Origin of the sequence: Cellulosimicrobium sp. NPDC057862 (genome assembly GCF_042797035.1) — a bacterium.
Lineage (GTDB): Bacteria > Actinomycetota > Actinomycetes > Actinomycetales > Cellulomonadaceae > Cellulosimicrobium.
The window spans coordinates 51352-76321 of record NZ_JBHVMH010000010.1 but is presented as its reverse complement, the minus strand read 5'-3'; the positions used below and the strand labels follow the sequence as shown (position 1 = coordinate 76321).

Annotated in this window: 21 protein-coding genes, 1 tRNA gene and 1 other RNA gene; 7 read left to right on the top strand and 16 right to left on the bottom strand. The window is 74.3% G+C overall.

Annotated features, from left to right (window positions below):
* The first annotated feature begins 2 nt into the window (after positions 1–2).
* Positions 3–1175, top strand: coding sequence for an ABC transporter permease (locus tag ACFVN3_RS13705; protein WP_378233423.1), 1173 nt, complete (start codon positions 3–5; stop codon positions 1173–1175).
* A gap of 139 nt (positions 1176–1314) precedes the next feature.
* Here ACFVN3_RS13705 and ACFVN3_RS13700 read toward each other — a convergent pair whose 3' ends face one another.
* The 5 genes from ACFVN3_RS13700 to ACFVN3_RS13680 form a co-directional block, all read right to left on the bottom strand.
* Positions 1315–2076 carry an ABC transporter permease gene (locus ACFVN3_RS13700; RefSeq protein WP_378233421.1) on the bottom strand — a complete coding sequence of 254 codons (762 nt, stop codon included), beginning with the start codon at positions 2074–2076 and terminating at the stop codon, positions 1315–1317.
* Positions 2073–2903 (bottom strand): ABC transporter ATP-binding protein, encoded by an 831-nt coding sequence (locus tag ACFVN3_RS13695; RefSeq protein ID WP_378233420.1) that lies wholly within the window; start codon positions 2901–2903, stop codon positions 2073–2075. The genes ACFVN3_RS13700 and ACFVN3_RS13695 overlap by 4 nt, the downstream gene beginning before the upstream one ends.
* Before the next feature lie 42 nt (positions 2904–2945).
* On the bottom strand, positions 2946–3788 hold the full coding sequence (locus tag ACFVN3_RS13690; RefSeq protein WP_378233418.1) for a DUF4097 domain-containing protein: 843 nt from the start codon (positions 3786–3788) through the stop codon (positions 2946–2948).
* Positions 3789–3863: 75 nt separating this feature from the next.
* Positions 3864–4418, bottom strand: a complete 555-nt coding sequence (locus ACFVN3_RS13685) for a histidine kinase (RefSeq protein WP_378233416.1) — start codon at positions 4416–4418, stop codon at positions 3864–3866.
* A gap of 103 nt (positions 4419–4521) precedes the next feature.
* Positions 4522–5337, bottom strand: coding sequence for a TSUP family transporter (locus tag ACFVN3_RS13680; protein WP_378233415.1), 816 nt, complete (start codon positions 5335–5337; stop codon positions 4522–4524).
* A 60-nt stretch (positions 5338–5397) separates the two neighbouring features.
* Between ACFVN3_RS13680 and ACFVN3_RS13675 the strand changes: the two genes are divergently transcribed.
* Positions 5398–5913, top strand: coding sequence for an SRPBCC family protein (locus ACFVN3_RS13675; protein WP_378233414.1), 516 nt, complete (start codon positions 5398–5400; stop codon positions 5911–5913).
* 27 nt (positions 5914–5940) lie between these two features.
* Here the strand turns inward: ACFVN3_RS13675 and ACFVN3_RS13670 are convergent, their stop codons facing one another.
* From ACFVN3_RS13670 to ffs, 8 genes are all read right to left on the bottom strand, one after another.
* Positions 5941–6510 (bottom strand): DUF5063 domain-containing protein, encoded by a 570-nt coding sequence (locus ACFVN3_RS13670; protein ID WP_378233413.1) that lies wholly within the window; start codon positions 6508–6510, stop codon positions 5941–5943.
* Positions 6511–6525: 15 nt separating this feature from the next.
* Positions 6526–7125 (bottom strand): recombination mediator RecR, encoded by a 600-nt coding sequence (gene recR / locus ACFVN3_RS13665; RefSeq protein ID WP_378233412.1) that lies wholly within the window; start codon positions 7123–7125, stop codon positions 6526–6528.
* A gap of 78 nt (positions 7126–7203) precedes the next feature.
* A complete protein-coding gene (locus ACFVN3_RS13660; RefSeq protein ID WP_378233410.1) occupies positions 7204–10068 on the bottom strand; it encodes a DNA polymerase III subunit gamma and tau in 2865 nt (954 codons plus the stop codon).
* A 140-nt stretch (positions 10069–10208) separates the two neighbouring features.
* Positions 10209–10871 carry a methionine ABC transporter permease gene (locus ACFVN3_RS13655; protein WP_378233409.1) on the bottom strand — a complete coding sequence of 221 codons (663 nt, stop codon included), beginning with the start codon at positions 10869–10871 and terminating at the stop codon, positions 10209–10211.
* Positions 10871–12079, bottom strand: coding sequence for a methionine ABC transporter ATP-binding protein (locus tag ACFVN3_RS13650; RefSeq protein ID WP_378233408.1), 1209 nt, complete (start codon positions 12077–12079; stop codon positions 10871–10873). Before ACFVN3_RS13650 ends, ACFVN3_RS13655 begins: the two co-directional genes overlap by 1 nt.
* Positions 12080–12261: 182 nt before the next feature.
* Positions 12262–13167, bottom strand: coding sequence for a MetQ/NlpA family ABC transporter substrate-binding protein (locus ACFVN3_RS13645; RefSeq protein WP_378233407.1), 906 nt, complete (start codon positions 13165–13167; stop codon positions 12262–12264).
* Between the two features lie 462 nt (positions 13168–13629).
* On the bottom strand, positions 13630–14937 hold the full coding sequence (locus ACFVN3_RS13640) for an ion channel protein (protein WP_378233406.1): 1308 nt from the start codon (positions 14935–14937) through the stop codon (positions 13630–13632).
* A 68-nt stretch (positions 14938–15005) separates the two neighbouring features.
* Positions 15006–15102, bottom strand: an RNA gene (gene ffs, locus ACFVN3_RS13635) — signal recognition particle sRNA small type.
* A gap of 132 nt (positions 15103–15234) precedes the next feature.
* Here ffs and ACFVN3_RS13630 point away from each other — a divergent pair.
* A tRNA-Ser gene (locus tag ACFVN3_RS13630) sits at positions 15235–15320 on the top strand.
* 268 nt (positions 15321–15588) lie between these two features.
* Here the strand turns inward: ACFVN3_RS13630 and ACFVN3_RS13625 are convergent.
* Entirely contained in the window at positions 15589–17190 is a 1602-nt protein-coding gene (locus tag ACFVN3_RS13625) for a glycoside hydrolase family 6 protein (protein ID WP_378233404.1), read from the bottom strand.
* Between the two features lie 168 nt (positions 17191–17358).
* Between ACFVN3_RS13625 and ACFVN3_RS13620 the strand changes: the two genes are divergently transcribed.
* From ACFVN3_RS13620 to ACFVN3_RS13605, 4 genes are all read left to right on the top strand, one after another.
* A complete protein-coding gene (locus tag ACFVN3_RS13620; RefSeq protein WP_378233402.1) occupies positions 17359–18060 on the top strand; it encodes a TetR family transcriptional regulator in 702 nt (233 codons plus the stop codon).
* A complete protein-coding gene (locus tag ACFVN3_RS13615) occupies positions 18057–18992 on the top strand; it encodes an ATP-binding cassette domain-containing protein (RefSeq protein ID WP_378233400.1) in 936 nt (311 codons plus the stop codon). Before ACFVN3_RS13620 ends, ACFVN3_RS13615 begins: the two co-directional genes overlap by 4 nt.
* The gene (locus ACFVN3_RS13610) at positions 18989–20668 is read left to right on the top strand and encodes an ABC transporter permease (protein ID WP_378233398.1); all 1680 of its coding nucleotides are present in this window, start codon (positions 18989–18991) and stop codon (positions 20666–20668) included. The genes ACFVN3_RS13615 and ACFVN3_RS13610 overlap by 4 nt, the downstream gene beginning before the upstream one ends.
* 177 nt (positions 20669–20845) lie before the next feature.
* A complete protein-coding gene (locus ACFVN3_RS13605; protein WP_378233397.1) occupies positions 20846–21688 on the top strand; it encodes a hypothetical protein in 843 nt (280 codons plus the stop codon).
* On the opposite strand, the gene ACFVN3_RS13600 is transcribed toward ACFVN3_RS13605, so the two are convergent.
* Complete coding sequence (locus ACFVN3_RS13600; RefSeq protein WP_378233395.1) at positions 21670–22368, bottom strand: response regulator; 699 nt, start codon at positions 22366–22368, stop codon at positions 21670–21672. The genes ACFVN3_RS13605 and ACFVN3_RS13600 overlap by 19 nt on opposite strands.
* Complete coding sequence (locus tag ACFVN3_RS13595; RefSeq protein ID WP_378233393.1) at positions 22365–24962, bottom strand: DUF4118 domain-containing protein; 2598 nt, start codon at positions 24960–24962, stop codon at positions 22365–22367. Before ACFVN3_RS13595 ends, ACFVN3_RS13600 begins: the two co-directional genes overlap by 4 nt.
* Positions 24963–24970 lie beyond the last annotated feature (8 nt).

Sequence of the window (24970 nt, the reverse complement as noted above, 5' to 3'; positions counted from 1 at the left end):
CCATGACGTCCACCACCACGACCGCGACGAGCGAGGCCACCGCGCCCGCGACCCCGCCGGCCGCCCCGAACGGCTCCTCCGGACGTGGCCTCGCGAGCCGTGCCGGGGCGTCGTTCGCGATGTTCCGCAACGGCAAGTCGCTCACCGGCCTGATCATCCTCGGCGTGTTCACGCTCGTCGCGATCTTCGGCAACCTCCTCGCGCCCTACGGCCCGCTCGAGAAGGACTTCACCGCCCTCAAGCAGCCGCCGTCCGCGCAGCACCTGCTCGGTACGACGCACATGGGCGAGGACGTCCTCAGCCAGATCATCTACGGCACGCGGGGCGTGCTGGTCGTCGGCTTCGTCTCCGGCATCATCGCGACGCTCGTCGCGGTGATCATCGGGGTGACGGCCGGGTACATCGCGGGCTGGCGCAGCGAGTCGCTCTCGGCGCTCACGAACGTGTTCCTCGTGCTCCCGGGCCTCCCGCTCATGATCATCGTCGCGTCGCAGCAGGAGAACCCGAGCCTCCTGCTCGTCTCCACGGTGCTCGCGATCACGGGCTGGGCATGGGGCGCGCGCGTCCTGCGGGCGCAGACCCTGTCGCTCCGCAACCGGGACTTCATCCAGGCGGCACGCGCGAACGGCGAGCCGATCCACCGGATCATCGCCGTCGAGATGCTGCCGAACCTCACCGCGATCATCGCGTCGAGCTTCGTCGGCACCGTGACCGCCGCGGTCCTCGGCCTGACGACGCTCGCCTTCATCGGGGTCATCCCCATCACGAACCTCAACTGGGGCACGATCCTCTTCTGGGCCCAGCAGAACGGCGCCTTCCCCGACTACTGGTGGTGGTACGTCCCCGCCGGCCTGTGCATCGCGCTGCTCGGCATGGCCCTGTCGCTCATCAACTTCGGCATCGACGAGTACGTGAACCCGCGCCTGCGGTCGGCCGGCGAGCGGGCGCGCGCCATGCGCAAGAAGGGCTACAAGGTCTCGAGCGGCATCACGACCGTCGCCGACCGCCCCGACCTGCTCGAGGGCAGCGTCACACCGCCCCCGCCCGACTCCCCGCACGTCGCCCTGCCGGGCGCACCGGTGCACGGCGACGACATCGGTGCGGTGACGGAGGCCGACCAGGCGACCGGCGGACCGGACGTGATCCCGGCCGGCCGGCCGGAGCGCTCCGCGTAGCGGTCGCCGCACGGACAGGTGAGGGGCCGTACCACGGCCCCTCACCGGCAGACGGTCCCGGCACGGGACGCCGTCCGCGCCACGCCCCTGGCTCGGACGGCACGCCTCCACCGTGCCGGGACCGTTCGCACCCCCCGGGTCAGCGCATCTTGCGCCGGTAGATCGCGACGGCCCACGCGTACGCGACGACGAGGATCCCGACGAGCCACGCGAGCGCGACCCAGATGTCGGAGCCGACGGGCTGCCCGCCGAACAGCGCGCGCAGCGTGTCGACGATCGCGGTGACCGGCTGGTTCTCCGCGAACCACGCGACCGGTGCCGGCATGGTGTCCGTGGGGACGAACGCGGAGCTGATGAACGGCAGGAAGATCAGCGGGTAGCTGAACGCCGACGCGCCGTCGACCGTCTTGGCCGAGAGGCCGGCGACCACCGCGAGCCACGTCAGGGCGAGCGTGAACAGGACGAGGATGCCCAGCACGGCGAGCCACGCGCCCACCGACGCCCCGGTGCGGAACCCCATGAGGAGCGCGACGCCGACGACGATCGTCACCGAGACGAGGTTCGCGACGAGCGAGGTGAGCACGTGCGCCCACAGGACGCTGGACCGTGCGACGGGCATCGACTGGAAGCGCTCGAAGATGCCGCCCTGGAGGTCGAGGAACAGCCGGTACGACGTGTACGCGACGCCCGAGGCGACGGTGATGAGCAGGATGCCGGGCAGCATGTAGTCGATGTACGACCCGGCGCCGGTGTCGATCGCGCCACCGAGGACGTAGACGAACAGCAGCATGAGCGCGATCGGGGTGACGGCGGTCGTGATGATCGTGTCCGGGCTGCGCAGGATGTGGCGCAGCGAGCGGCCGGTCAGGACACGGGTGTCGGCCAGGACGTGCGTGGTCATCGGAGCTCCTCTCCGGCGGGCTGGGTGCCCTCGGCGGTCGTCGGGGTCGTGGGGTCCTCGTCGGTCTCGCCGACGAGGGTGAGGAACACGTCCTCCAGGGACGGCTGCTTCTCGACGTACTCGACCTGCGCGGGCGGCAGGAGCGCCTTGAGCTCGGCCAGGGTGCCGTTCTGGATGATGGTGCCGCGGTGCAGGATCGCGATCCGGTCGGCGAGCTGCTCGGCCTCGTCGAGGTACTGGGTGGTGAGCAGGACGGTCGTGCCGCCCTGCGCGAGCTGGCGCACCGTGGCCCAGACCTCGATGCGGGCCTGGGGGTCCAGGCCGGTCGTGGGCTCGTCGAGGAAGATGACCGGCGGGTCGCCGATCAAGCTCATCGCGATGTCGAGGCGCCGGCGCATGCCGCCGGAGTAGGTCCCCGCCCGACGCGAGCCCGCGTCGGTCAGGGAGAAGCGGGCGAGCAGGTCGTCCGCGACCTGGCCGGGGTCCTTCAGGTGGCGCAGGCGGGCGACGAGCACGAGGTTCTCCCGGCCCGTGAGGACCTCGTCGACCGCGGCGAACTGCCCGGTCAGGGAGATCGACTCCCGGACCTGCCCCGGCTGGTCGACGACGTCGTGCCCGTGGACGCTCGCGGTCCCCGCGTCGGGCGCGAGCAGCGTCGACAGGATCCGCACGAGCGTGGTCTTGCCCGCCCCGTTGGACCCCAGCAGCGCGAAGATGCTCCCGGGGGTCACCTCCAGGTCGACCCCGCGCAGCACGCGCAGGTCGCCGAACGACTTCTCGATGCCTCGGACCCGCACCGCGGGCTCGAGGGACTGGTCAACAGACATCTGAGGATCTCCGATTCCTGAGCGTTTCTCGGGTGGTGCGGTTCACGGCCGACGGACGACGACGTCGCCGTAGCCGGTGCTGGCATGGATCTCCGCCGTGGACTCGTCCTCGACGGGCCCCTCGGTCGGTGTCAGGTGGTTGCGGACGCTCCCGTGCTCCGAGCTCGCGTCGAGGAAGACCGCCGTCCCCTCGGGCACGCCCACCTCGATCGAGCCGTAGGAGGTGGTGAGGTCGACGCTGCCGGACTCCAGGGTGTTGACCCGGATCCCGGCGTGGGCGGACCGGGCGGTGAGCGTCCCGGTGACGAGTCCCACCGCGATGTCGGCGTGCGCGCCGTGCACCTGGAGGGTGCCCGTGACGGCGCCGACCGTCGTCGTGCCGTTGGTCGCCTTGACCGTGCCGTCGCCGGCGACCTCGTCGATGCGGACCGACCCGGCGCTGACCCTGACGTTCACGGAGCCGCTCACGCGCCGCGCCGCGACCGAGCCGGCAGAGGCCTTGACGTCGAGGCGGTCGACGTCCTCCAGGCGCGCGTCGCCGGCGGAGAGCGTCATGTCCACGGTGCCGAGCGAGCCCTCGGTGTACAGCGAGCCGGTCTTGCCGCTCAGGTCGGTGCCGGTGGGCAGCTCGACCGTGATGTCGGCGGTGCCCGAGGCGAACGGGAGCACGAACTGCTTCCACGAGCCGGGGTAGGTGATGGTCACGGAGCTGCCGTCGCTGTCGACGCGGATCTCCTCCGCGGCGCGCACGCTGCCGGACTTCGCGGGGTCCGTCGGCAGGACCGTCACGACGACGTCGTCGCGGTCGCCGGCGACCACGTGCAGGTTGGCGAAGGGGACGTCCACGACGACCGTGACGGGCTGGGGTGCGGGGAAAGTGGGCATGACGGAGCTCCAACGGTGGTGTCGGTGTGGTGTCAGCGGGTGGTCGGAAGGGCGGGGCGAGCGGACCGGGAGAGGTCAGCGCACCCAGCCGGTGACGCGGGCGGAGCCGCGCTGCTGCGGACGGGCCTGCGCGGCAGGGCGCCCGGTGGACTGCTCGAGCGCCGCGGCGACCGCGCGCACGAGCCAGGTGTTCACGGAGACGCCGTCGCGGGCGGCGGCGGTCTCGGCCTGCGTCTTGAGGTGGTCGGGCAGGCGCAGGGTGGTGCGGGTCGTGGCACCGGACTCGACGTCGGCCGGCCCGGCGGCGGGCGGCGCGACGGGCGTCGCCGCGGACACCGGGGCGACGCCGTACGCCGGCTCGCCGGGAGCCGCGGGCGGAGCCGCGAGGGCCGGCGCGGCGACGACGAACTCCGGGGCGCCTCCCCGCAGTCGCACGTCGACCGACCCGGGCGCGAGCTCGGCGGAGATCTCGCCCGCCGCGTCCGAGAGCGCGTCGAGCAGGACGAGCCGCACGGCGGCGTCGAGCGGGGCGGTCAGCCGCTCGGCGAGGCGACGGCCGTCGTCCCCGGCGGCGTCCGCGGCGGCGGCGAGGCGGTTCTGGAGGTCGTCGACGTACGGGGTGAGGTCCATGACGCCATCATGGCACCACTTGTGGTGTCACCGCAACCCCTAGCGACAACATGTATGACACCACCTGACACCAGGCCGTACCCGTCGGCCTCGGGTGGCGCGGTCAGGCGGTCAGGTCGGCGACGACGTCGTACCCGAGCTTGAGGATGAGCGCCCCGACCACGGCGACGAACACGACCCGGACGAACGCGCTGCCCTTGGCGACCGCCATGCGGGCGCCGACGTACGCGCCGAGCAGGTTCGCCGCGCCCATGAGCAGGCCGAGGCCCCACAGCACCGCGCCGTACGGGACGAAGAAGATCAGCGCGCCGGCGTTCGTCGCGAAGTTCGCGATCTTCGCGAGCGCCGACGCCGGCAGGAACGCGTACCCGAGGATGCTCACGAGCGCGATGACGAAGAACGTCCCCGTGCCGGGGCCGAGCAAGCCGTCGTAGGTCCCGATGACGAGGCCGATCCCGGCCGCGGCCCAGCGGTGCCCGTTGCCCTCCCAGCGCAGGTTCGTCGTGTGCCCCAGCTTCGGCTTCGCGATCGTGTACGCGGCGACCCCGACGAGCACCACGAGGATGATCGGCTTGAACAGCTCGGCCGGGATGCGCGACGCGAGGGCGGCGCCGCCGATCGCGCCGACCAGCGCGGCGAGCGCCATCGGGCCCGCCGTCCGCAGGTCGGGGCCGACCCGCCGGTAGTACGTCGCGGCGCTCACCGACGTGCCCATGATGCTCGCGAGCTTGTTCGTCGCGAGCGCCTGCACCGGGCTGATGCCGGGCACGAGGAGCAGCGCGGGGAGCTGGACGAGGCCGCCGCCGCCGACGACGGCGTCGATCCACCCCGCCGTCAGGGCGGCGAGGACGAGCAGGAGGACGGTCAGGCCGTCGATCTCGAGCCCGCCGGAGACCGGGAGGGAGAAGGCGGGCAGCACCCCCTAGTGGTACCACGCCGCACCCTTCCCCGGAGGCCCGGGCCTGCCTACGCTGCTGTGATGACCGAGAACCCTGAGGTCGAGCCGACCGGCTCCGTCGTGCACGAGGACGACGGCCGGTGGATCGTGCTCCGCCGGAACTTCGCCGCACCCGTCGCCGACGTCTGGGCGAGCCTCACCGAGCCGGCGGGGCTCGAGCCCTGGATCGGCACGTGGGACGGGGACCCGACCACGGGAAGCGTCCGCTTCGTCATGACCGCCGAGGGCGCGACGGAGGGCGACGAGTGCCGGGTCCTGCGCTGCGACCCACCGCACCGGCTCGTGGTCGAGACCGCCGTCGGCGAGACGTCGTGGCACCTGGAGATCGACCTGGCCGACGACGGCGGCACCACCGCCCTCGTGTTCCGGCAGGCGCTGGCCCCGGACGAGGACGCCGGGTCGATCGGGCCCGGATGGGAGTACTACCTCGACCGCCTGGCCGCCGCCCGTGCCGGGCGCGACCCCGCCACGGTCGTGTGGGACAGCTACTACCCCGCCCTCGCGGCGCACTACGGCTCGGCGGGCGCGCCGGCCTGATCGCGGCGCACGACTGCGACGCGTGCCTCAGGACTGGAGGGCGTCGTACTCCGCCTCGGCCGCGACGTCGTCCTCGACGTCGAGGCGCAGGTGCGCGAGCGCGAGCTGGAGCACGCGCAGCGCGCTCGCCGCGCGCTCGCCCCAGAGCGAGACGTAGGAGAACTGCCACCACCACAGGCCCTCGAGCTCGCGGCCACCGTCGTAGTGCTGGAGGCCCTTCGCGAGACACTCGGCGACGCACGCGAGGTCGCCCGAGAGCGACGCAGCGCCGACCTCGGCGCCCACGAGCGGGTCCGTGATCTCGGCGTAGTCGTCGAACCCGTCGAAGAGCTGCGCGAGCGCGGTCCGCAGCGGGTCCACGTCGGTGTCGCGGCCGGCGTCGGGCTCGAAGCGCTCGACCGGGACGACGTCTCCCATCGCCCCGAGCCGCGCGCCCGCGGCGAGCGCGTCGGACAGCGCGAGCAGCAGGAGGGGCAGCACGGCCCCGGGCGCGGCCCCCGACGCGACCTGCGTCGCGGTCGTGAGGAACGCGCGCGCCTGCGCGGCCATGCCCTCCGCGATCTCCCGCAGGTCGGGGTCGTTCTCGATCTCCCCCATGCTCGTCACCTCTCGTCAGCCGCCGACGGGGCGTCGGCCCTCGAACGCCCGGCCGAGCGTCACCTCGTCCGCGTACTCCAAGTCTCCCCCGACCGGCAGCCCGGACGCGAGGCGGGTCACGCGCAGGCCCATCGGGCCCAGCATGCGCGCGAGGTACGTGGCCGTGGCCTCGCCCTCGACGTTGGGGTCGGTCGCGAGAATCACCTCGGTGACCTGCCCGTCGGCGAGGCGCGCCATGAGCTCGGCGATCCGCAGGTCGCCCGGCCCGACGTTCTCGATCGGGTTGATGGCTCCGCCGAGCACGTGGTACCGCCCCCGGAACTCGCGCGTGCGCTCGATCGCGACCACGTCCTTGGGCTCCTCGACGACGCAGATCACCTCGGGCGACCGGCGCGGGTCCGCGCAGATGCGGCACTGCTCGGACTCCGCGACGTTGCCGCACGTCTCGCAGAAGCGCACGCGCGCCTTCACCTCGGTGAGCGCGTCGGCGAGCCGGCGCACGTCCGCGGCGTCGGCGGCGAGCAGGTGGAACGCGATGCGCTGCGCACTCTTGGGCCCGACGCCGGGGAGTCGGCCGAGCTCGTCGATCAGGTCCTGGACAGCGCCTTCGTACACGCCCCCAGCCTACGGGGCGCGGCCCACATGACGGGTCGGCCCGCCGTCGGCAGCCGTCGTCCCGAGCCGTCCGGGGGATCAGACCTGGTCCTGGATCTCCTCGATGATCTTCCCGTCGAGCAGGCTCACGACGAGCGCCGTCCCGACGAGGCCCGTCGAGACGATGTCGGGGTCGTCCGCGGAGGGGAGGTCGTCCAGCGGGTCGACCGTCGACGACGCGTCCCGCCGGGCGGGCGCCTCGGCAGGTCGGGAGACGCGGGCCGTCGTGGCCGCCGCGATCGCCGCGCGCGCCGCGGAGACCCCGCGCAAGGGGGCTCCCGACGCGTCCACCGGAGCGACGGGGGCCGCCGCACGAGCAGGGGGCTCGTGGCGCGGCGCGGAAGCGGGCGTGGCCGGGGCGGGGCGCGCGGGCGAGGCCGGTGCCTCCGCTGCGGACGTCGTGCGCGCGGGCGCACGCTCGAGGACGGGCTCCGGCTCGGGACCGTCGTCGAGGTCGGCCGGCGGCTCGGCGGGCGCCCCCGCGAGCCACGCCTCGTCCGCCGCGTCGATGCGCGGCTCGGGTGCAGGCGCGGGCGCAGAGGCTCCGGCGAGCCAGGCCTCGTCCGCGGCGTCGACCACCGGTCCGGTGTCGTCGGCGGCGGCGGGATCGGTCGCGACGGGTCGCTCCTGCAGCGCGACCGCCCCGCGCGGAGCGGCCGTTCCCGCCGCCAGCGCGGTCGGGGCCGCGCCCGACGGCACGACACGGCCCGGCGCGCTGACCGCGGCGAGAGATGCGTCCGCGCCGCTCTCCCCCGGGCCCGGCTCGGCGCGCGATCCGCCCGGGCCGGGTGCGACGGGAGCCGGAGCGGAGGACCCCGGTGCCGGGGTGGCAGGGCCCTGGGCCGGGGCCGGACCGCCACCACCTGTACCGCCCTCGTCGAGGCGCGGCTCGACCCGCACCTGGAGCCCGAGCGTCTGGTAGACGGTGTCCTGGACCGCGCTCGTGTGCCGCGCGGAGGAGAAGGTCCGCGCGAGCCCCGGCGACGGGAACGCGAGGTAGAGGACGTCGGGGCCGAGCTCTGCCACCTGCGCGTTCGCGCTGACGAGGGACCACGTCACGGGGTTGGCGCGCAGGTTCTCGAGGACCTCCGGCCAACGCCGCCGCAGCTCCTCGGTCGTGAGCGCCGGGCTCGCGTCGCCGGACGAGGCGCTCGCCGCCGGCTGGGCCGGACGGTCTGCCGTCGGCTCCGCGGGGGCCGCCTCGGCGCGCACGGGAGGCGCCGCCTCCTCCCGCGGCGGCGACACCGCGTCGTCCTGCGCCGGCCCGTCGGCGTCCGCGTCCTCCTGCGCCGCCGGACCGGCGTCCGCGTCCTCCTGCGCCGCCGGACCGGCGTGCGCGGCGTCCGTGCGCGCGGGCTCGGTCACGCTCGACGGGACGGCGCCCGCGCTCGGTACGGACGGGGTGTCCGCTGCCGACGCGGCACCGGGTGCCGGTGCGGAGGCCCGCTCGTCGTCGACGATCCCTGTCGGGGCGGCCTCGGCGGGCCGGGGATCGGCCGGTTCGGCGGAGGGCTGCACGTCGGTCGGCGCGGCGGAGACGGCCGGCGGCTGCGCGACCGACGAGGTGGACCGGTTCGGGCGCAGGGCGGCGCGCACGGCGGCAGCACCGGTGAGCCCGGACGTCGGCGCGGCCGCGGCGGGAACCTGCCCCCCGCCGTCGGGCACCGGAGCTCCCGGACCAGCGGCTGTCCCGGCCCCCGTCGAGACGGCCGCCGGGGCGAGGGCGACCGCGCCCAGCCCCCCGCGCTCGAGGCGGTCGAGTCGTGCCGCGAAGCCGGCCGCGCCGTCGTCGGCCCCGGGGAGGAGCAGCCTCGCCATGAGGAGCTCCAGGTGGAGTCGTGGCGAGGTGGCGCCCGTCATCTCCGTGAGCGCCGCGTTGACGAGGTCGGCCGCGCGCGAGAGCTCCGCCACGCCGAGGTTCTGCGCCTGGGCCCGCATGCGCGCGAGCTGGTCGGCGGGCTGGTCGCGCAGCACGGCCTGCGCCTCGTCGCCGGAGACGGCGATGACGATGAGGTCGCGCAGGCGCTCGAGCACGTCCTCGACGAAGCGCCGAGGCTCGTGCCCCGTCGCGATGACGTGGTCCACGACCCGGAAGATGCTCGCGCCGTCGCGCGCGGCGAGGGCGTCCACGACGTCGTCGAGCAGGGTCGCGTGCGTGAAGCCGAGCAGCGCGACCGAGCGCTCGTAGCCGACCGCGCCGCCCTCCGCGCCCGCGATGAGCTGGTCCATGACCGAGAGCGAGTCGCGGACCGAACCGCCGCCCGCGCGGGTGACGAGCGGGAGCACGCCCGACCCCACCGAGACCCCCTCGGCGACGCACAGCTGCTCGAGGTACGGGCCGAGCACGTCCGGGGGGACGAGGCGGAACGGGTAGTGGTGCGTGCGCGAGCGGATGGTGCCGATCACCTTGTCCGGCTCCGTCGTCGCGAAGACGAACTTCACGTGCTCCGGCGGCTCCTCGACAATCTTGAGCAGTGCGTTGAACCCCGCGGGCGAGACCATGTGGGCCTCGTCGATGATGAAGATCTTGTAGCGGTCGCGCGTGGGGGCGAACGTGGCGCGCTCGCGCAGGTCGCGCGCGTCGTCGACGCCGCCGTGCGACGCCGCGTCGATCTCGACGACGTCGAGGCTCCCCGGGCCGCCGCGTGCGAGGTCGACGCACGACGGGCACTCGCCGCACGGGGTGTCGAGCGGGTTGTCCGGGGTGTTCCGCGCGCAGTTGAGCGTGCGCGCGAGGATGCGTGCGCTCGTCGTCTTGCCGCACCCGCGCGGGCCGGAGAACAGGTAGGCGTGGTTCACCCGACCGCTGCGCAGCGCCTGCATGAGCGGCGCGGTCACGTGGTCCTGACCGATCACCTCGGCGAAGGTCTCGGGCCGGTAGCGGCGGTACAGGGCGGTGCTCACCCCCGTCACTCTAGACGTCGCGTCCCACAGGCACGAGGCCGCTCCGCCGTCGTCCACGCCGAGCGCCACGAGATCGACCCGTACGTCCGAGATCGACCCTCGGGAGGTCGATCTGGGGACGCACGGGCCGACCTCGGGGGTCAGCGGTGCAGCGCCTTGCGGGCCAGCCAGTTGCCCAGGAGCTGGGCGAGCTGCACGATCCCGATGATGACGAGAACCGTCACGACCACGACGCCCCAGTTGTAGCGCTGGTAGCCGTACACGATCGCGAAGTTGCCGAGCCCGCCGCCGCCGATGATCCCCGCGATCGCCGACATGTCCAGCACGGCGATGAAGAGGAACGTGTACCCGAGGATGAGCGGCGCGAGCGCCTCCGGGACGAGCACCGTCGTGATGATGCGCCACGACGACGCGCCCATCGCGCGCGCCGCCTCGATGACGCCCGGGTCGATCCCCACGAGGTTCTGCTCGACGATGCGGCTCGTGCCGAACGCCGTCATCACGGACAGCGGGAAGATGAACGCCTCGGTACCCAGCGTGGTCCCGACCACCTGGAGCGTCACCGGCCCGAGCAGCGTGACGAAGATGATGAACGGGATGGGCCGGACGATGTTGACGAGGACGTTGAGCACGCCGAACACCCAGCGGTTGTCGAGCAGGTTGCCCCGCCGCGTCACGTAGAGCGCGATGCCGAGCGCGAGACCCGCCAGCCCGCCCGTGAGGAGCGCGACCGACACCATCTGGAGGGTCTGGCCGAAGGACTCGACGAGGATCGGCCACAGCCGCGACCAGTCGCTGTTCATCACTGGCCTCCGAGGTTGCCGTGGCGGAAGAGGGTCTCGCGTGCTGTCCCGTACGGGTCGACCGGGTCGCCGGCGGCGTCGGCGGGCGCGTCCGCGCCGCCCGGGTCGGCGTCGAGCCGCGCGACGCGCGGGTCGTCGAGCGGCTGGGCCGCCGTCCCCAGGTCCACGACGTCGGCGCGCTCGGCGAGCGCGACGAGGAACGGCGCGATGCGGTCCTCCGGAGAGTCGAGCTCGACGGTGAGCGACCCGAACGGGCGCTCCCCGACCTCGGAGATGCCGCCGTAGACGACGGACCCGTCGACGTCGTGCTCCCGCAGCAGTCGGAACAGGTCCGTCCCGGTGCTCGCGCCCTCCCGCACGCCGACCGTCACGAGGCGGCCGGGGTGCCGCTCGCGCAGCCGGGCGAGGGTGTCGCGCGACGGGCGGTCGTGGAGCGCGGTGCCGACGAACCGCTGGGCGGCGTCGGCGCTCGGCGCGGAGAAGACGTCGTACACGTCGCCCGTCTCGACGACCTTGCCGTGCTCCATCACCGCGACGCGGTGGCACGTCGAGCGCACGACCTCCATCTCGTGCGTGATGACGACGATCGTGATGCCCAGCTCGGCGTTGACGCGCCGCAGGAGCGCGAGCACCTCGCGCGTCGTCTCGGGGTCGAGCGCGGACGTCGCCTCGTCGGCCAGGAGGATCGTCGGCTGCGCGGCGAGCGCGCGGGCGATGCCCACGCGCTGCTTCTGCCCGCCCGAGAGCTGGCGCGGGTACGCCTTCGCCTTGTCCGCGAGGCCGACGAACGCGAGGAGCTCCGCGACGCGCGCGGCGCGCTTCTCGCGCGGCCAGCCCGCCACCTTGAGCGGGTAGGCGACGTTCCCCGCGACCGTCCGCGACGACAGCAGGTTGAACTGCTGGAAGACCATGCCGATGCGCGAGCGCACCTCGCGCACGCGGCGCTCGGGCAGGCCCGTGATCACCTGGCCGTCGACGACGACCTCGCCGCTCGTCACGGTCTCGAGCGCGTTGACGAGCCGCACGAGCGTCGACTTGCCGGCGCCCGAGTAGCCGATGACGCCGAAGATCTCGCCACGGCGGATGCTCAGCGAGACGTCGTCGACGGCGTGCACGGCGGCGTCGCCCTCGCCGAACGTCTTGCTCACGTGGCGCAGCTCGATCGCGGGCTGCTCGTCACCGCCCTCGTCGCGGGGGACGTCGGTCACGTCGGGTTCCTCTCGTCGGAGGCCGTGCCTCCGGGCCGGGGCCGCCCGGGGTCATCTGGGATCACCAGGTATGTCGCCAGGGCGCCTGTCGGGGTGTGCCGCTCGCCTGCCATCGTCCTCCCCCGGGCACGACGGCGCGCGAGGGCGGACGCGACGTGCGCGCCCGCCCTCGCGGCGACGGATCAGGAGCTGCGGATGTCGTCCTCGATGCCGGCGAGGATCTCCTGGAGCTCGGCCGGCGTGTTCTCCTTGATGACGGCGGTGCCGCCCGACGCCTTCTTCTCGGCCTCGACGACCTCCGGCGAGTGGGAGATCTCGGCGAGCTTGAGCAGCGTCTCGTCGTCCTTGTCCTCCGCCCGCGCGACCCACACGTTGATGTAGGGCTTGGCGGCGTCGGAGTCGGGGTCGTCCTGGAAGAGCGCGTCCTCGGGCTTGAGACCCGCGTCCTCGACGAAGTCGTTGTTGATGATCGACGCGTCGACCGACTGGAGCTGGATCGGCGTCTGCGCGGCGTCGACGGGCGTGACCGTCACCTTGGAGCTGGGCAGCACGTCGGCCTCGGTGGAGATGGAGCTCCCGCCGTCCTCGAGCTCGACCAGGCCGGCCTCCTGGAGCACGAGGAGCGCACGGGCGAGGTTGGTCGGGTCGTTCGGCACGGCGACCTGGCCGCCGTCGGGGATCTCCTCGAGCGACGTGTGCTTCGACGAGTACAGGCCGAGAGGGTAGACGGCGGTCGCGCCGATCGGCTGCAGGTCGTCGCCCGCGTCGACGTTGTAGCCCGCGAGGAACTGGAGGTGCTGGAACTGGTTGACGTCGAGCTCGCCCTGGGACAGCGCCGGGTTCGCCTGCGTGTAGTCCTGGAGGTCGACGAGCTCGATCTCGATGCCCTCGGCCTCGGCCTGCTCCTGGAACACGGCCCACTTGTCGTCGGACGCGCCGACGACGCCGACGCGGATCGGGTCCGCTGCGTCACCGCTCGCGGCGCCGCCCGCGGTGTCGTCGCCGCCACCGCAGGCGGTGAGGGTGAGGGCGGCCGTCGCGGCGATCGCGGTCCAGGTCAGACGCTTGCGGGTGGTCGAGAACGACATGGGGGTTCCTTCCGGTGACGGCGTCGTCGGTCACGGGTGGCGACCGGCGCGGCCGGGGGTGCAGGGACGGCCCTGCGCGGCGGTGGGGTTCGGGGTGCTTCCGGCGGGCCATCAGCCACGCGGCGAGCGGGGGGCGGCGTCGTCAGGACGACGCGGCGGGTGCGGCGCAGGTCTCCCTGCGGGTCACGACGGCGTCAGCAGCCGCACATTCGCCCGGTGCGCACGCCACGACAGCACGACGTGCCGGCGCAGGACGCTGCGCGCGGGGTCGTGGTGTCGACGTGGTTCCGGGTCATGCCGACATCATGTGCACGCCGGCGCCCCGCGCGCCAATCTCCAGGCCGGATCGTCCACGATGTGGACTGGGAAATGGCCGCATGCCGGGAATCCGGCGCCTCGAATCAGGACAGAACGGTCATCGAGCGCCAACGTCGAGGCCGCCGGGCACTCCCGCGGGGAGATCTACGCCACACCGTGCTCGCGGCGGGCGACGGCGGCGAACTCGGGTGCGCCGCCGGCGGGCGGCTCGACCCGCAACGGCGGCATGCTGCGCACGACCAGCCAGAGCGGCACGATCGCGATGCACAGCGCGGGGATCAGCCGCGCGTCGTTGACCACCACGGCCGCCATGAACAGAGCGAGCCAGCCGCTGCGACTCACGACGATCACCGCCCCGAGGACCGCTGCCGACACGGCGACCGCGGCGGGGACGCTCGGCACGAGCGACGCGGCCGCGAACCCCACCGCGACACCGACGAACACCGCCGGGAAGATGCGCCCGCCGCGGAACCCCGCTCCCGCCGCGACGACGAGTGCCGCGAGCTTGACCAGGGCCAGGACGAGGATCGCCGACCAGGTCATGTCGTCCGCGTCGGCGGACAGCTCCTTCATCTCCTCCAGGCCCTTGAAGAGCGTGAGCGGACCACCGAGCACCCCCAGCAGCCCGAGGACGAGCCCGCCCAGGCCGAGCGCGAGCACCGGGTGCCGCAGCCCGTGGAAGAACCGGTGGACGAACGGGAACGCGAGGACGGCGAGCAGCGTGAGGACGGCCGCGGCGACCGCCACGACCGCCGCGCTCAGCACGTCGCCGACGTGGACGCCCGGGTACTCGGGCAGGTCGACGGCGAAGGTCGGGGCCTCGAGCGCGACCATCGTCACGGCCCCCGCACCCGCGGCGACAAGGGGCCCGAAGAGCCGGTCGAACAACGGGCCCGTGCGGTCGCCGCCCTCGGCGAACGTCTCGGTGAGGATGAGCGCCGCGGCGAGCGGCGTCGCGAACATCGCCCCGATCGTGGCGGACATGGCCAGCCCGACGGCGCCCTGCACGGGCACGCCGAGCCGCGGGCGGCACAGGATCCAGGCCGTCAGGGCGACGTTGATCGCGATGATCGGGTTCTCCGGCCCGAGGCTGACGCCGCCCGCGAGGCCGAGGACGAGCGCGACCGCGAGACCGGGCAGCGCGCGCAGCGGAAGAGGTGCGGTCACGAGGTCCGTGGTCGCGGGGTCGACCCCTGCGTGGCCGGGTGCCCAACGGATCGTCGCGCCGACCAGCAGACCCGTGACGGTGAGCACGAGGACGGTCCACCACGTCTCGGTCGTGGCCAGCCCCCACGCGGTCGGCAGGCGGTCCCACACGAGGTCCTGGATCCAGGTCGCGAGCGCCGAGAGCGCGACGAGGGTCAGGGCGCACAGCACGCCGACCAGGAGCGCCGGGACGACCAGGCGCACCAGGTGCATCGTCGACAGCGGGCGTTGCGGCTCCCCGGTCACACGGGCAGGGAACCACGCCCGGACCGGCACTGCACCTCGACCCGTCGGGGCGCTCGCCCCCCGGGGACGCAAAGGACCCCCCGCACACCCACCAGAGCTCACCTACCCTTGCTGCCTTCCGGCCCTGGGGGAGTTCGGCGAGATGATGCCGCACGAGGGGTCTGCGCCCACCCTAGCCCAGGTCGGCGCCCCACCTGAAACCCGCGCCCGCGGGAGGCGATTCGGCCCGGGGGCCGCGTTCCGGTATCCTCGTTGCGCTGCCGTCGACGCGCTCCGAGCGTGGTCGGCGTCGCACCAGGAGGATTCGCCTAGTGGCCTATGGCGCACGCTTGGAAAGCGTGTTGGGTTAACAGCCCTCGGGGGTTCGAATCCCCCATCCTCCGCAGACCGAAGGGCCCGCCGCACGCGCGGCGGGCCCTTCGTCGTCGTCCGACGCACCGCCGCCGGGCGCCCGGACCGAAAAGGCCCGTCGCACGAGTGCGACGGGCCTCTCGACGTCCCGACGGTCCGACGCGCCGGGACGTGGCGCCGGCGGTGCCGCCGACGGCTACCCCCAGCCTACGGGTGTCTGGCCCGGAACGGCAGGGGTCTCTCGTCCCCAGTGCCCGTGAACTCCGCGACGCGGGTCGCGCGGGCGCCGGCGGCGAGGAGTCAGACGACGCGGCACGGGCGCCCTCCGAGCGTCACGAGCTCCGGGTCCGCGCCCGGCACGCCGTCGGCGACGAAGCCGAACGTCGCGGTCCTGCCCGGTCGCACGGTCGCGTTCCACGACAGGCTGTGCGCAGTGACCGCGTCACCGTCACGCCCGGCCCGCGCGCCCCACACGTCGGTGAGCCGCTGGTCGCCGTCGGGGGTCCAGCGCAGCTCCCACCCGTCGAGCGGCGCCGCGCCGGTGTTGCGGAGCTCGACCTGAGCGATGAAGCCGCTGCCCTTCTTGCCCTGCCACGTCCCGTGGACGGTGTACGTCACCTCGCAGGTCGGGCGCTCGACGGGCGGCACGGCGAGCGCGAGGAGCTCCGCGGCCTGCTCGACGAACCACTGCCCGGCGGCGGGGTCCTCGATGCCTCGGGCGGGGTCGAGCGGGCCACCGGTGCCGCGGTAGCACTTGCCGTCGGACTCCCCCGGGACCTTGATCCACAGGTACGCGTCGACGAACGGGTCGCCGGTGTCCGTCGTCGGCCGCTCGCCGAGGCCGCGGTCGGGCGGGTTGCACCACACCTCGGGGTCGGGGAACGCGCCGGGCGGCGCGGTCCACGGGCCCTGGCCGTTGCGGCTCGTGTCGATGACGACGTGCTTCTGCGCCGCCGGGTCGCGCACGACGCCCGTGTCCACGTACGCCTGGGCGTACGCGGCGTCGGTGAGCCCCCACGTCTCGACGTCGTCGGGGTCGGCCGGGTAGTACTGGCTCGCGCACCACGCAGGCTCCCACCAGCTGTTCACCGAGAGGTTGAGGCAGTCGCTGACCCACGTCCCGTACTTCACGAGGCGCTCGGTCTCGACGTAGTTCGACGCGTTGACGAACACGCCGTCGGCGCGCTCGACGCCGGCCTTGATCAGACGGTCGGTGATGTCGCCGACCCCGAGCCACCCGCTGTGCGTCCCGTCGAGGTACACGGAGGTGGCCGGGAGCGCGGTGAGCGCGTCGACCGCGTGGTTGAGCTGGACGAACCGGTCCGCCGCGGCGGTCTCCGGGTCGAGCTCGGCGGGCCGGCACCACTCGGGGTTGCCGTTGATGTCCGTGTACCAGGGGATGATCCCGAGGCCGTCCGGCTCGAGGATCACGATCGCCGGGTCGTCGCCGATCCCCTCGGCGACGGCGTCCACCCACGCCGTGTAGGCGGCCGTATCGGCGGCGCCGCCCGCGGAGTACTGCGCGCAGTCGCGGAACGGCAGGTTGTAGACGACGACGGTGGGCACCGCGCCGTCCGTCGCGGCCGCCTGCACGACGGACGCGACGTCGTCGCGCACCTCGTCGGGCGTGCCGCCGGTGAACCACGAGGCCGACGGGAACGAGCCGAGGAGCTGGGCGTCCGCGCGGGCCTGTCCGGTGAGCGAGGCGGCGGCCTGGAGGGTCGTGGAGAAGGGGTCCACGTAGAGGCGGGTCCCCGGCCCGACGACGTCGTCCGCCGCGGGGGCGGCCGTCGCCCGGGGTGCGGCGGGGGTCGGGGCAGCGCTGGCGCTCCCGCCGGCGACGAGCAGCGGGGTCGCGAGCGCGAGCCCGGCGACGGCGGACAGGACGGCACGGCGTCTCATGCGGATCTCCTTCGATCGACACGGGGTGCGGGGCGACGAATGGAAGCGCTCCCATACGTCGTGACCTCCACTCAACCGGCCCCCAGCCACCGGCGTCAAGGGGTGGGCCGCGGCAGAGCGCTCCCTCACGGGTGGACAGGCGTTGAACAAGTGTTTAGCCTATTGAACGTGCGTTCAGACCAGCCCTCGCAGACCGATCGCGCCCGCCCCGCGTCGTCGGCCACCGACGACCTCACGACCCGCGCGCGCATCCGGGACGCCGCCATCTCGCGCTTCGCGCGCGACGGGTTCGGCGCCCCGCTGCGCACCATCGCCGCCGACGCCGGCGTGAGCGCCGCGCTCGTCGTGCACCACTTCGGGTCCAAGGACGGGCTGCGCCGCGCGTGCGACGCCTACGTCTTCGACGCCGTGCGTGCCGCCAAGACCGACGCCATCTCGCCCCAGGACCCCGCGGCCGGCCCGATGGCGCTGTTCACCCAGCTCGCCGGGATCGAGGAGTACGCGCCCGTGTTCGAGTACACGCTGCGCAGCCTCCAGGCGGGCGGTGACCTCGCGCGGTCGTTCGTCGAGCACCTGACGCAGGTCACGCTCGAGTACATGGAGACCGGCGTCGCCGCCGGCGTCATCCGCCCGAGCCGCGACGAGGCCGCCCGCGCGCGCTACCTCGTCTCCCTCTCCCTCGGCTCGCTCCTGATCGACGGCGCGCTGCGCGAGCGGAGCGAGCCGCGCGACCCCGAGGCCGACCTGCGCGAGTACGTCGAACGCGTGATGCTCCCCGCGCTCGAGGTCTTCACCGAAGGACTCTTCGTCGAGCCGACGCTGCTCGACGCCTACGTGCAGCACACCACCCACCAGGAGGAGACGCGATGACGAGCACGACCCCCGCCGTCGAGGTGCACGACCTGCGCAAGGCCTTCGGTCACGTGCAGGCGCTCGACGGCCTCGACCTCACCGTCCGCGCGGGCGAGGTCGCCGGGTTCCTCGGACCGAACGGCGCGGGCAAGTCGACCACCATCCGTGTGCTGCTCGGGCTGCTGCGGCCCGACTCGGGCAGCGCCCGGCTGCTCGGCGGCGACCCCTGGCACGACGCCGTCGACCTCCACCGGCGCCTCGCGTACGTGCCCGGCGACGTCAGCCTGTGGCCCAACCTCACCGGCGGCGAGGCGATCGACCTGCTCACCCGCCTGCGCGGGAGCGTCGACCCGCAGCGCAAGAAGCTGCTGCTCGACCGCTTCGAGCTCGACCCGTCCAAGAAGGCGCGCACCTACTCCAAGGGGAACCGGCAGAAGGTGGCGCTCGTCGCGGCGTTCGCGTCCGACGTCGAGCTGCTCGTCCTCGACGAGCCGACGTCCGGCCTCGACCCCCTCATGGAGTCGGTGTTCACGCAGTGCGTGCGCGAGGTGACGGCCGAGGGCCGGTCGGTCCTGCTGTCGAGCCACATCCTGGCCGAGGTCGAGAAGCTGTGCGACACCGTGACGATCATCCGCGCGGGCCGCACGGTCCAGTCGGGGACGCTCGCCGAGCTGCGGCACCTCACGCGCTCGTCCGTCACCGCCGTGACCGAGCGCGACCCCTCGGCGCTCGACGCCCTCGACGGCGTGCACGACCTCGTCGTCGAGCCCGGCGGCGACGGGACACGCGTCCGGTTCGACGTCGACAACGACCACGTCGAGGCCGTGCTACGCGCGCTCACCGACCTCGGTCTGCGCTCCGTCGCGGTCAACCCGCCCTCGCTCGAGGAGCTGTTCCTGCGCCACTACGGCGACGAGCTCGCCGTGCTCGACGGGGCGGGCGCGCTGTGAGCGCCCCCGGGACGGCCCGGGCGGCGGCGCCACCACGCGGGCGGCGCGCCACCGCCGTCGCGCCCGAGCCGCACCGACGCGGGCGCGCGGCCACGGGCTGGACCACGCTGCTGCGCTTCGTCCTGCGCCGCGACCGCGTCCGCATCCCCGTGTGGACGGCGTCGATCGCGCTCCTCTTCGGGTACGCGGCCGTCGCGCTCGACACGCTCTACCCCACCGCGGCCGACCGCCAGGCGCGCGCGGCGCTCGTCTCCAGCCCCGCGGGCATCATGCTGTCCGGGCCCCAGTACGGGATCGAGGACTACACGCTCGGCGCCATGATCGCGAACGAGATGGCGCTCACCGTCATGGTCGCCGTCGCGATCATGAGCATCTCCCTCGTCGTGCGGCACACGCGCGCCGAGGAGGAGACGGGCCGGGCCGAGCTCGTCCGCGCCGGGGTCGTCGGGCGCCACGCCCCTGCCACGGCAGCCTTCGTCGCGGCGCTCGTCGCCAACGCGGCGATCGCGCTCGCGACCGGGGCGGTCCTCGTCGCGACCGGGCTCGACGCCGTCGACTCGTTCGCGCTCGGCGCGGCGGTGGGCGTCACGGGGCTCGTGTTCGCCGCCGTCGCGGTCGTGACGAGCCAGGTCACCGAGCACGCGCGCGCCGCGAGCGGCCTCGCCCTCGCCGTGCTCGGCGTCGCGTTCCTGCTGCGCGCCGTCGGCGACGTCCAGGAGGAGCACGGGAGCTGGGTGTCGTGGCTCTCCCCCATCGGGTGGGCGCAGCAGATCCGCGCGTTCGTCGACCTGCGCTGGTGGCCGCTCGGACTGTCGATCGCGCTCGTCGTGCTGCTCCTCGCCCTCGGCGCGGCGCTCGCCGCGAGGCGCGACCTCGGCGCCGGGCTCGTGCCGCCGCGCGCCGGCCGGCCCGACGCCGCCGGGTGGCTCGCGAGCCCGCTCGCCCTCGCGTGGCGCCAGCAGCGCGCGTCCGTGCTCGCGTGGGGCGTCGGGGTCGGCCTCACCGCGCTCGCGTGCGGGACGTTCGTCGACTCCGTGGGCGACATGGTCGCCGACAACCCCGAGATCGCGCAGATGCTCGGCGACGCCTCCGACCTCGTGGGCGGGTTCGTCGCGGTCATGGCCCTGTTCCTCGGGCTCGGGGCGGGCGGCTTCGCGGTCGCGTCGGCCCAGCGGGCCCGCGGCGAGGAGACGGCGGGGCGGCTCGAGCCCGTGCTCGCGACCGGGGTGGGGCGCGTCCGCTGGCTCGGGGCCCAGCTCGTCGTGACGCTGGTCGGGACGTCGGTGCTGCTCGTCGTGAGCGCGCTGGGCCTGTGGTTCGGCGCGCTGAGCGTCGGGGAGGACGCCTTCGGGCTCGGGGACTACCTCGCCGCGTCGTTCGCCTACCTCCCGGCGATCGCCGTCGTCACAGGCGTCGCCGTCGCCGCGTTCGGCTGGCGGCCGGGCCTCGCGTCGCTCGCCTGGGCGCTCCTCGCCTACTCGTTCGTCGTGACGATGTTCGGCGCCCTGCTCGACCTGCCGTCCTGGGCCAGCGGCCTCTCGCCGTTCTGGCACGTCCCCCAGCTCCCGGGGGCGGACGTCGAGCCGTGGCCGTTCGTCTGGCTCACGCTCCTCGCCGTCGCGCTTGTCGCGCTGGGCCTGGTCGGCTTCCGCCGCCGCGACGTCCCCCGCCCGTGACGCCGAGGTAGAGCCCTGGTAGCGCGAGGTAGAGCCCTGGTCGACCCGTACCCCTGACCACGCCTCTACCTCGGCGGACCAGGGCTCTACCTCGGCGGACCACGGCTCTACCTCGCGTCGCCGTGGGGGCCTCCGGTTAGGCTCGGTCCACTGTGCCCGACCACGGAGGTGACGGTCATGTCCACGCCTGACCAGAGCGACGCGACGCGCTCGGCCAGGGCCACCCTGCACGAGTGGGTCGCCGCGATCCCCACCCAGGAGCCACCCGGGGCGCCCGACGGCGCCTCCGGTGTCCTCGACCCCCGCACGTGGGTCGCCGCGCTCGTCCTCGAGGGGACGTGGCTCGGTCTCTACCAGGACGCGTACGCGCTCACGGAGGCCGAGTGGGAGGGCCTGATCGGCGACCTCTCCCGGTACGCGGACGTGCGTCCGCCGGCGAGCGCCGTCGTCTTCCACGACGTGGACCTCGACGAGGACCCGTTCCGCGACGACGAGCGACCGCTCGTGGACGCCGTCCTGCGGGTCGCGCTCGAGGAGGGGGTCGAGAACGTCACCCTCGCCGCGGTCGCGCGCCGCTGCGACCGCAGCGAGTCGACGCTGCTCGCGATGTTCGGCGACGCGGAGACGCTCGTCGACGACGTCGCGCTCGAGGTCCTCCAGTCCGGGTTCGACGACCTCTCACCGCTGCGCCTCGACCCGTCGCGCGCGGCGGTCGCGGCGTCGGTCGCGGCGCTCGACGACTCGCGCAAGGCTGCCGCGCTCCTGCGCCTGTACGCCCTGGGCGGGGTCGCGCGCGACGACGTCCCGGAGGGGCAGCACGCGGTGCACGCGCTCGTGCTGCGCGCGTGGCGTGACGAGGGCGCGCCGTCGTCGCTCGTGCTCGCCGCGCTCGCGTGCGACGGCTGGCGCGCGGGCGAGCTCCAGCGCGCGCTGCTGTTCCCGCCCGCGCTGCCGGGCGCCGTCGTGCGCGAGCTCGCGCGCCTCGTGGACGACGCGGCGGGTCACTCCTCGAACCGGTAGCCGATGCCGGGGCTCGTGATGAGGTGGCGCGGCGCCGCGGGGTCGTCCTCGAGCTTGCGGCGGAGCTGCGCGAGGTAGACCCGCAGGTAGTGGGTGTCGCGCGTCGCGGTCGGCCCCCACACCTCGCGCAGCAGGTGCTCGCGCTCGACGACGCGCCCCCGCTGCGCGACGAGGATCTCGAGGAGCGCCCACTCCGTGGGGCTCAGCCGCACCTCGGCGCCGCGGCGCAGGAGCCGGCGTCGCGCGAGGTCGATGTGCAGGTCGCCCGCCTCGACGACGGCGGACCCGTCCTTGGCGGCACCGGCGGAGCGCCGCACGGCGGCCCGCAGCCGCGCCATGAGCTCGGGCATGGCGAACGGCTTGGTGACGTAGTCGTCGGCGCCGGCGTCGAGCGCGTCGACCTTGTCGTCACCGAGGTGGCGCGCGGAGAGCACGACGATCGGCACCGTGCTCCAGGCCCGTACGGCCCGGATGACGTCGAAGCCGCTGAGGTCGGGCAGGCCGAGGTCGAGCAGGATGACGTCGGGGGCGTCGGTCGCGACGAGGTCGATGCCGGCCCCGCCCGACGTGGCGGTGCTGACCCTCCAGCCGTGGGTGCGCAGCGTGATGGCGATCGCGCGCAGCAGGCCGGGGTCGTCGTCGACGACGAGCACGTGGTGGGTCGCCGGGTCGTCGCTCACGCGCGCTCCTCCCGCTCGGGGCGTGCCGGGTCGCGCGGGGGCGCGACCGGGACGGTCAGGACCATGGTGAGGCCTCCGCCCGGGGTGTCCTCGGGGACGAGGGTCGCACCGACGGCGCGGGAGAAGCCGCGCGCGACGGCGAGCCCGAGCCCGACGCCGTGGCCCGCGGCGTCCCCGAGCCGCTGGAACGACTCGAACATCCGGTCCTTGGCGTCGTCGGGCACGCCCGGCCCGAGGTCGACGACCCGCACCTCGACGATGCCGCCCGACGCGGACGCCCGGACGCGGACGGGCTCGTCCGGGGGTGCGAACCGCACGGCGTTGGCGACGACGTTGGCGACGACGCGCTCGAGGAGCCCGGGGTCCGTGCGCACGAGGGGCAGGTCCTCGGGCACGTCGAGCACGACGCGCGCGCCGTGCGGCTCGACGGCGACCGGCACGATCTCCTCGAGCGACACGTCCCGCAGGACGGGGGCGACGGACCCCGTCTGCAGGCGCGAGAGGTCGAGCAGGTTGTCGATGAGCTGCTCCAGCCGCTCGGTCTCGGAGGCCGCGGTCTCGACGAGCGCGGTCCGGTCCTGCGGCTCCAGGACGGCCTCCGGCGAGCGCAGCCCGTCGACGGCGGCCCGGATCGCCGCGAGCGGCGTGCGCAGGTCGTGCGACACCGCGGCGAGCAGGGCCGTGCGGGTCGCGTCCGCCTCGGCCAGGACCGCGGCGCGGGCCGCCTCCTCGCGCAGCCGGCGGTACTCCAGCACGATGCCTGCCTGCGCCCCGAACGCCTCGAGCACCTGGCGGTCGCCCGCGGGCAGGGGGCGGCCGTCGAGCACGAGCCGGAGGTCGTCGTCGACGCCCACCACGGTCCGGGTCTCGTCACCGCCCCCCGGCGCGTGGCGACGTCCGGCACGTGCCGGGGCCACCGTGTCGACGACGCGGTCCGCGACCGCGATCGTCGACCACTCCCGCGCGCGCCCGTCCGTGCGCACCCGCTCCTCGAGCGCGACGCGGCGGAGCTGGAACGTCTGGGCGAGGCGCGCGACGACGGCCTCGGCCGTGTCCTCCCCGGACAGCACCGAGCGGGACAGCGCGGCGAGCGTCGACGCCTCGGCCCGCGCCCGGTACGCCTGCACCGTGCGGCGCGCCGAGAGGTCGACGACCGACGCGACGGCGGCCGCGACGAGCACGAACACGAGCAGGGCGAGCAGGTTCTCCGGGTCGGCCACGGTGAGCAGGCCCGTGGGCGGCGTGAAGAACCAGTTGAGGCACACGAAGGACACGACGGCGCAGGCCAGCGCTGGCCACATGCCGCCGACGAGCGCCACCCCGACCGACAGCGCGAGGAAGAGCATGACCTGCGTCGACAGCCCGACCGCGTCCCTGGCGGCGTCGAGCAGGGCGGTGAGACCCACGGGGCCGGCGACCGCCAGCACGAACCCCGCGACGCGCCGCCGGGCGGACAGCGGGCTCCAGCCGCGCCGCGCGACCCGCCCCGAGCGGGCCCGCTCGTGGGTGACGAGGTGCACGTCGAGCGAACCCGAGAGCCGGGCGATCTCCGCGCTCGTCGAGCCGAGGAACGCCTCGCGCCACCGCGAGCGCCGCGAGACGCCGACGACCACCATCGTCGCGTTGGCGCCGTGCGCGAAGTCGACGACGGCCGACGCGACGTCCTCCCCGACGACGGTGTGGAACGTGCCGCCGAGGGACTCCACGAGCGCGCGGTCGGCGGCGATCGCCGCGGGCGAGGCCGTGGGCAGGCCGTCGGTCGCGAGGACGTGCACGGCGAGCAGCTCCGACCCCGCGGCCCGCTCGGCGATGCGGGCGCCGCGGCGCAGCAGCGTCGCGCTCTCGGGCCCGCCGGTCACCGCGACGACGACGCGCTCGCGCGCGGGCCACGTCCCGGAGATCGCGTGGTCGGCGCGGTATCGCGTGAGGGCGTCGTCCACGCGGTCCGCGAGCCACAGGAGCGCGAGCTCGCGCAGGGCCGTGAGGTTGCCCTCGCGGAAGTACGAGGACAGCGACGCGTCGATCTGCTCGGCCCGGTACACGTTCCCGTGCGCGAGCCGCCGCCGCAGCGCCTGGGGCGAGAGGTCGACGAGCTGGATCTGGTCGGCCTCGCGCACCACGTGGTCGGGGACGGTCTCGCGCTGGCGCACGCCCGTGATCGCCTCGACGTCCTCCGTGAGCGACTCCAGGTGCTGCACGTTCACCGTCGTCACGACGTCGATCCCGGCCGCCAGCAGGTCGTGCACGTCCTGCCACCGCTTAGCGTGGCTCGAGCCGGGCGCGTTCGTGTGCGCGAGCTCGTCGACGAGCGCGACGTCCGGGTCGCGCGCGACCACGGCCTCGACGTCGAGCTCCGTGAGCTCGACGCCCCGGTGCCCGACCGCCCGGCGCGGCACGACCTCGAGGTCTCCGATCTTCGCCGCCGTGGCCGGGCGCCCGTGGGTCTCGACGAGGCCGACCACGACGTCGGTCCCGCGGGACCGGCGGCGCAGCGCCTCGTCGAGCATGGCGAACGTCTTGCCGACGCCCGGCGCGGCGCCGAGGTAGACCGTCAGCCTCCCCCGGCGCCGCCCGTCAGGCGTGTCGGCACTCATGTGCGCAG

Bases quoted from the DNA above. Each gene is read 5' to 3' on its own strand.
- ACFVN3_RS13625 (WP_378233404.1), bottom strand. From the start codon at position 17,190: ATGAGACGCCGTGCCGTCCTGTCCGCCGTCGCCGGGCTCGCGCTCGCG.
- ACFVN3_RS13675 (WP_378233414.1), top strand. From the start codon at position 5,398: ATGACCGAGAACCCTGAGGTCGAGCCGACCGGCTCCGTCGTGCACGAG.
- ACFVN3_RS13615 (WP_378233400.1), top strand. From the start codon at position 18,057: ATGACGAGCACGACCCCCGCCGTCGAGGTGCACGACCTGCGCAAGGCC.
- ACFVN3_RS13685 (WP_378233416.1), bottom strand. From the start codon at position 4,418: ATGGACCTCACCCCGTACGTCGACGACCTCCAGAACCGCCTCGCCGCC.
- ACFVN3_RS13595 (WP_378233393.1), bottom strand. From the start codon at position 24,962: ATGAGTGCCGACACGCCTGACGGGCGGCGCCGGGGGAGGCTGACGGTC.
- ACFVN3_RS13655 (WP_378233409.1), bottom strand. From the start codon at position 10,871: ATGAACAGCGACTGGTCGCGGCTGTGGCCGATCCTCGTCGAGTCCTTC.
- ACFVN3_RS13700 (WP_378233421.1), bottom strand. From the start codon at position 2,076: ATGACCACGCACGTCCTGGCCGACACCCGTGTCCTGACCGGCCGCTCG.
- ACFVN3_RS13690 (WP_378233418.1), bottom strand. From the start codon at position 3,788: ATGCCCACTTTCCCCGCACCCCAGCCCGTCACGGTCGTCGTGGACGTC.
- ACFVN3_RS13605 (WP_378233397.1), top strand. From the start codon at position 20,846: ATGTCCACGCCTGACCAGAGCGACGCGACGCGCTCGGCCAGGGCCACC.
- ACFVN3_RS13670 (WP_378233413.1), bottom strand. From the start codon at position 6,510: ATGGGGGAGATCGAGAACGACCCCGACCTGCGGGAGATCGCGGAGGGC.
- ACFVN3_RS13645 (WP_378233407.1), bottom strand. From the start codon at position 13,167: ATGTCGTTCTCGACCACCCGCAAGCGTCTGACCTGGACCGCGATCGCC.
- ACFVN3_RS13695 (WP_378233420.1), bottom strand. From the start codon at position 2,903: ATGTCTGTTGACCAGTCCCTCGAGCCCGCGGTGCGGGTCCGAGGCATC.
- ACFVN3_RS13705 (WP_378233423.1), top strand. From the start codon at position 3: ATGACGTCCACCACCACGACCGCGACGAGCGAGGCCACCGCGCCCGCG.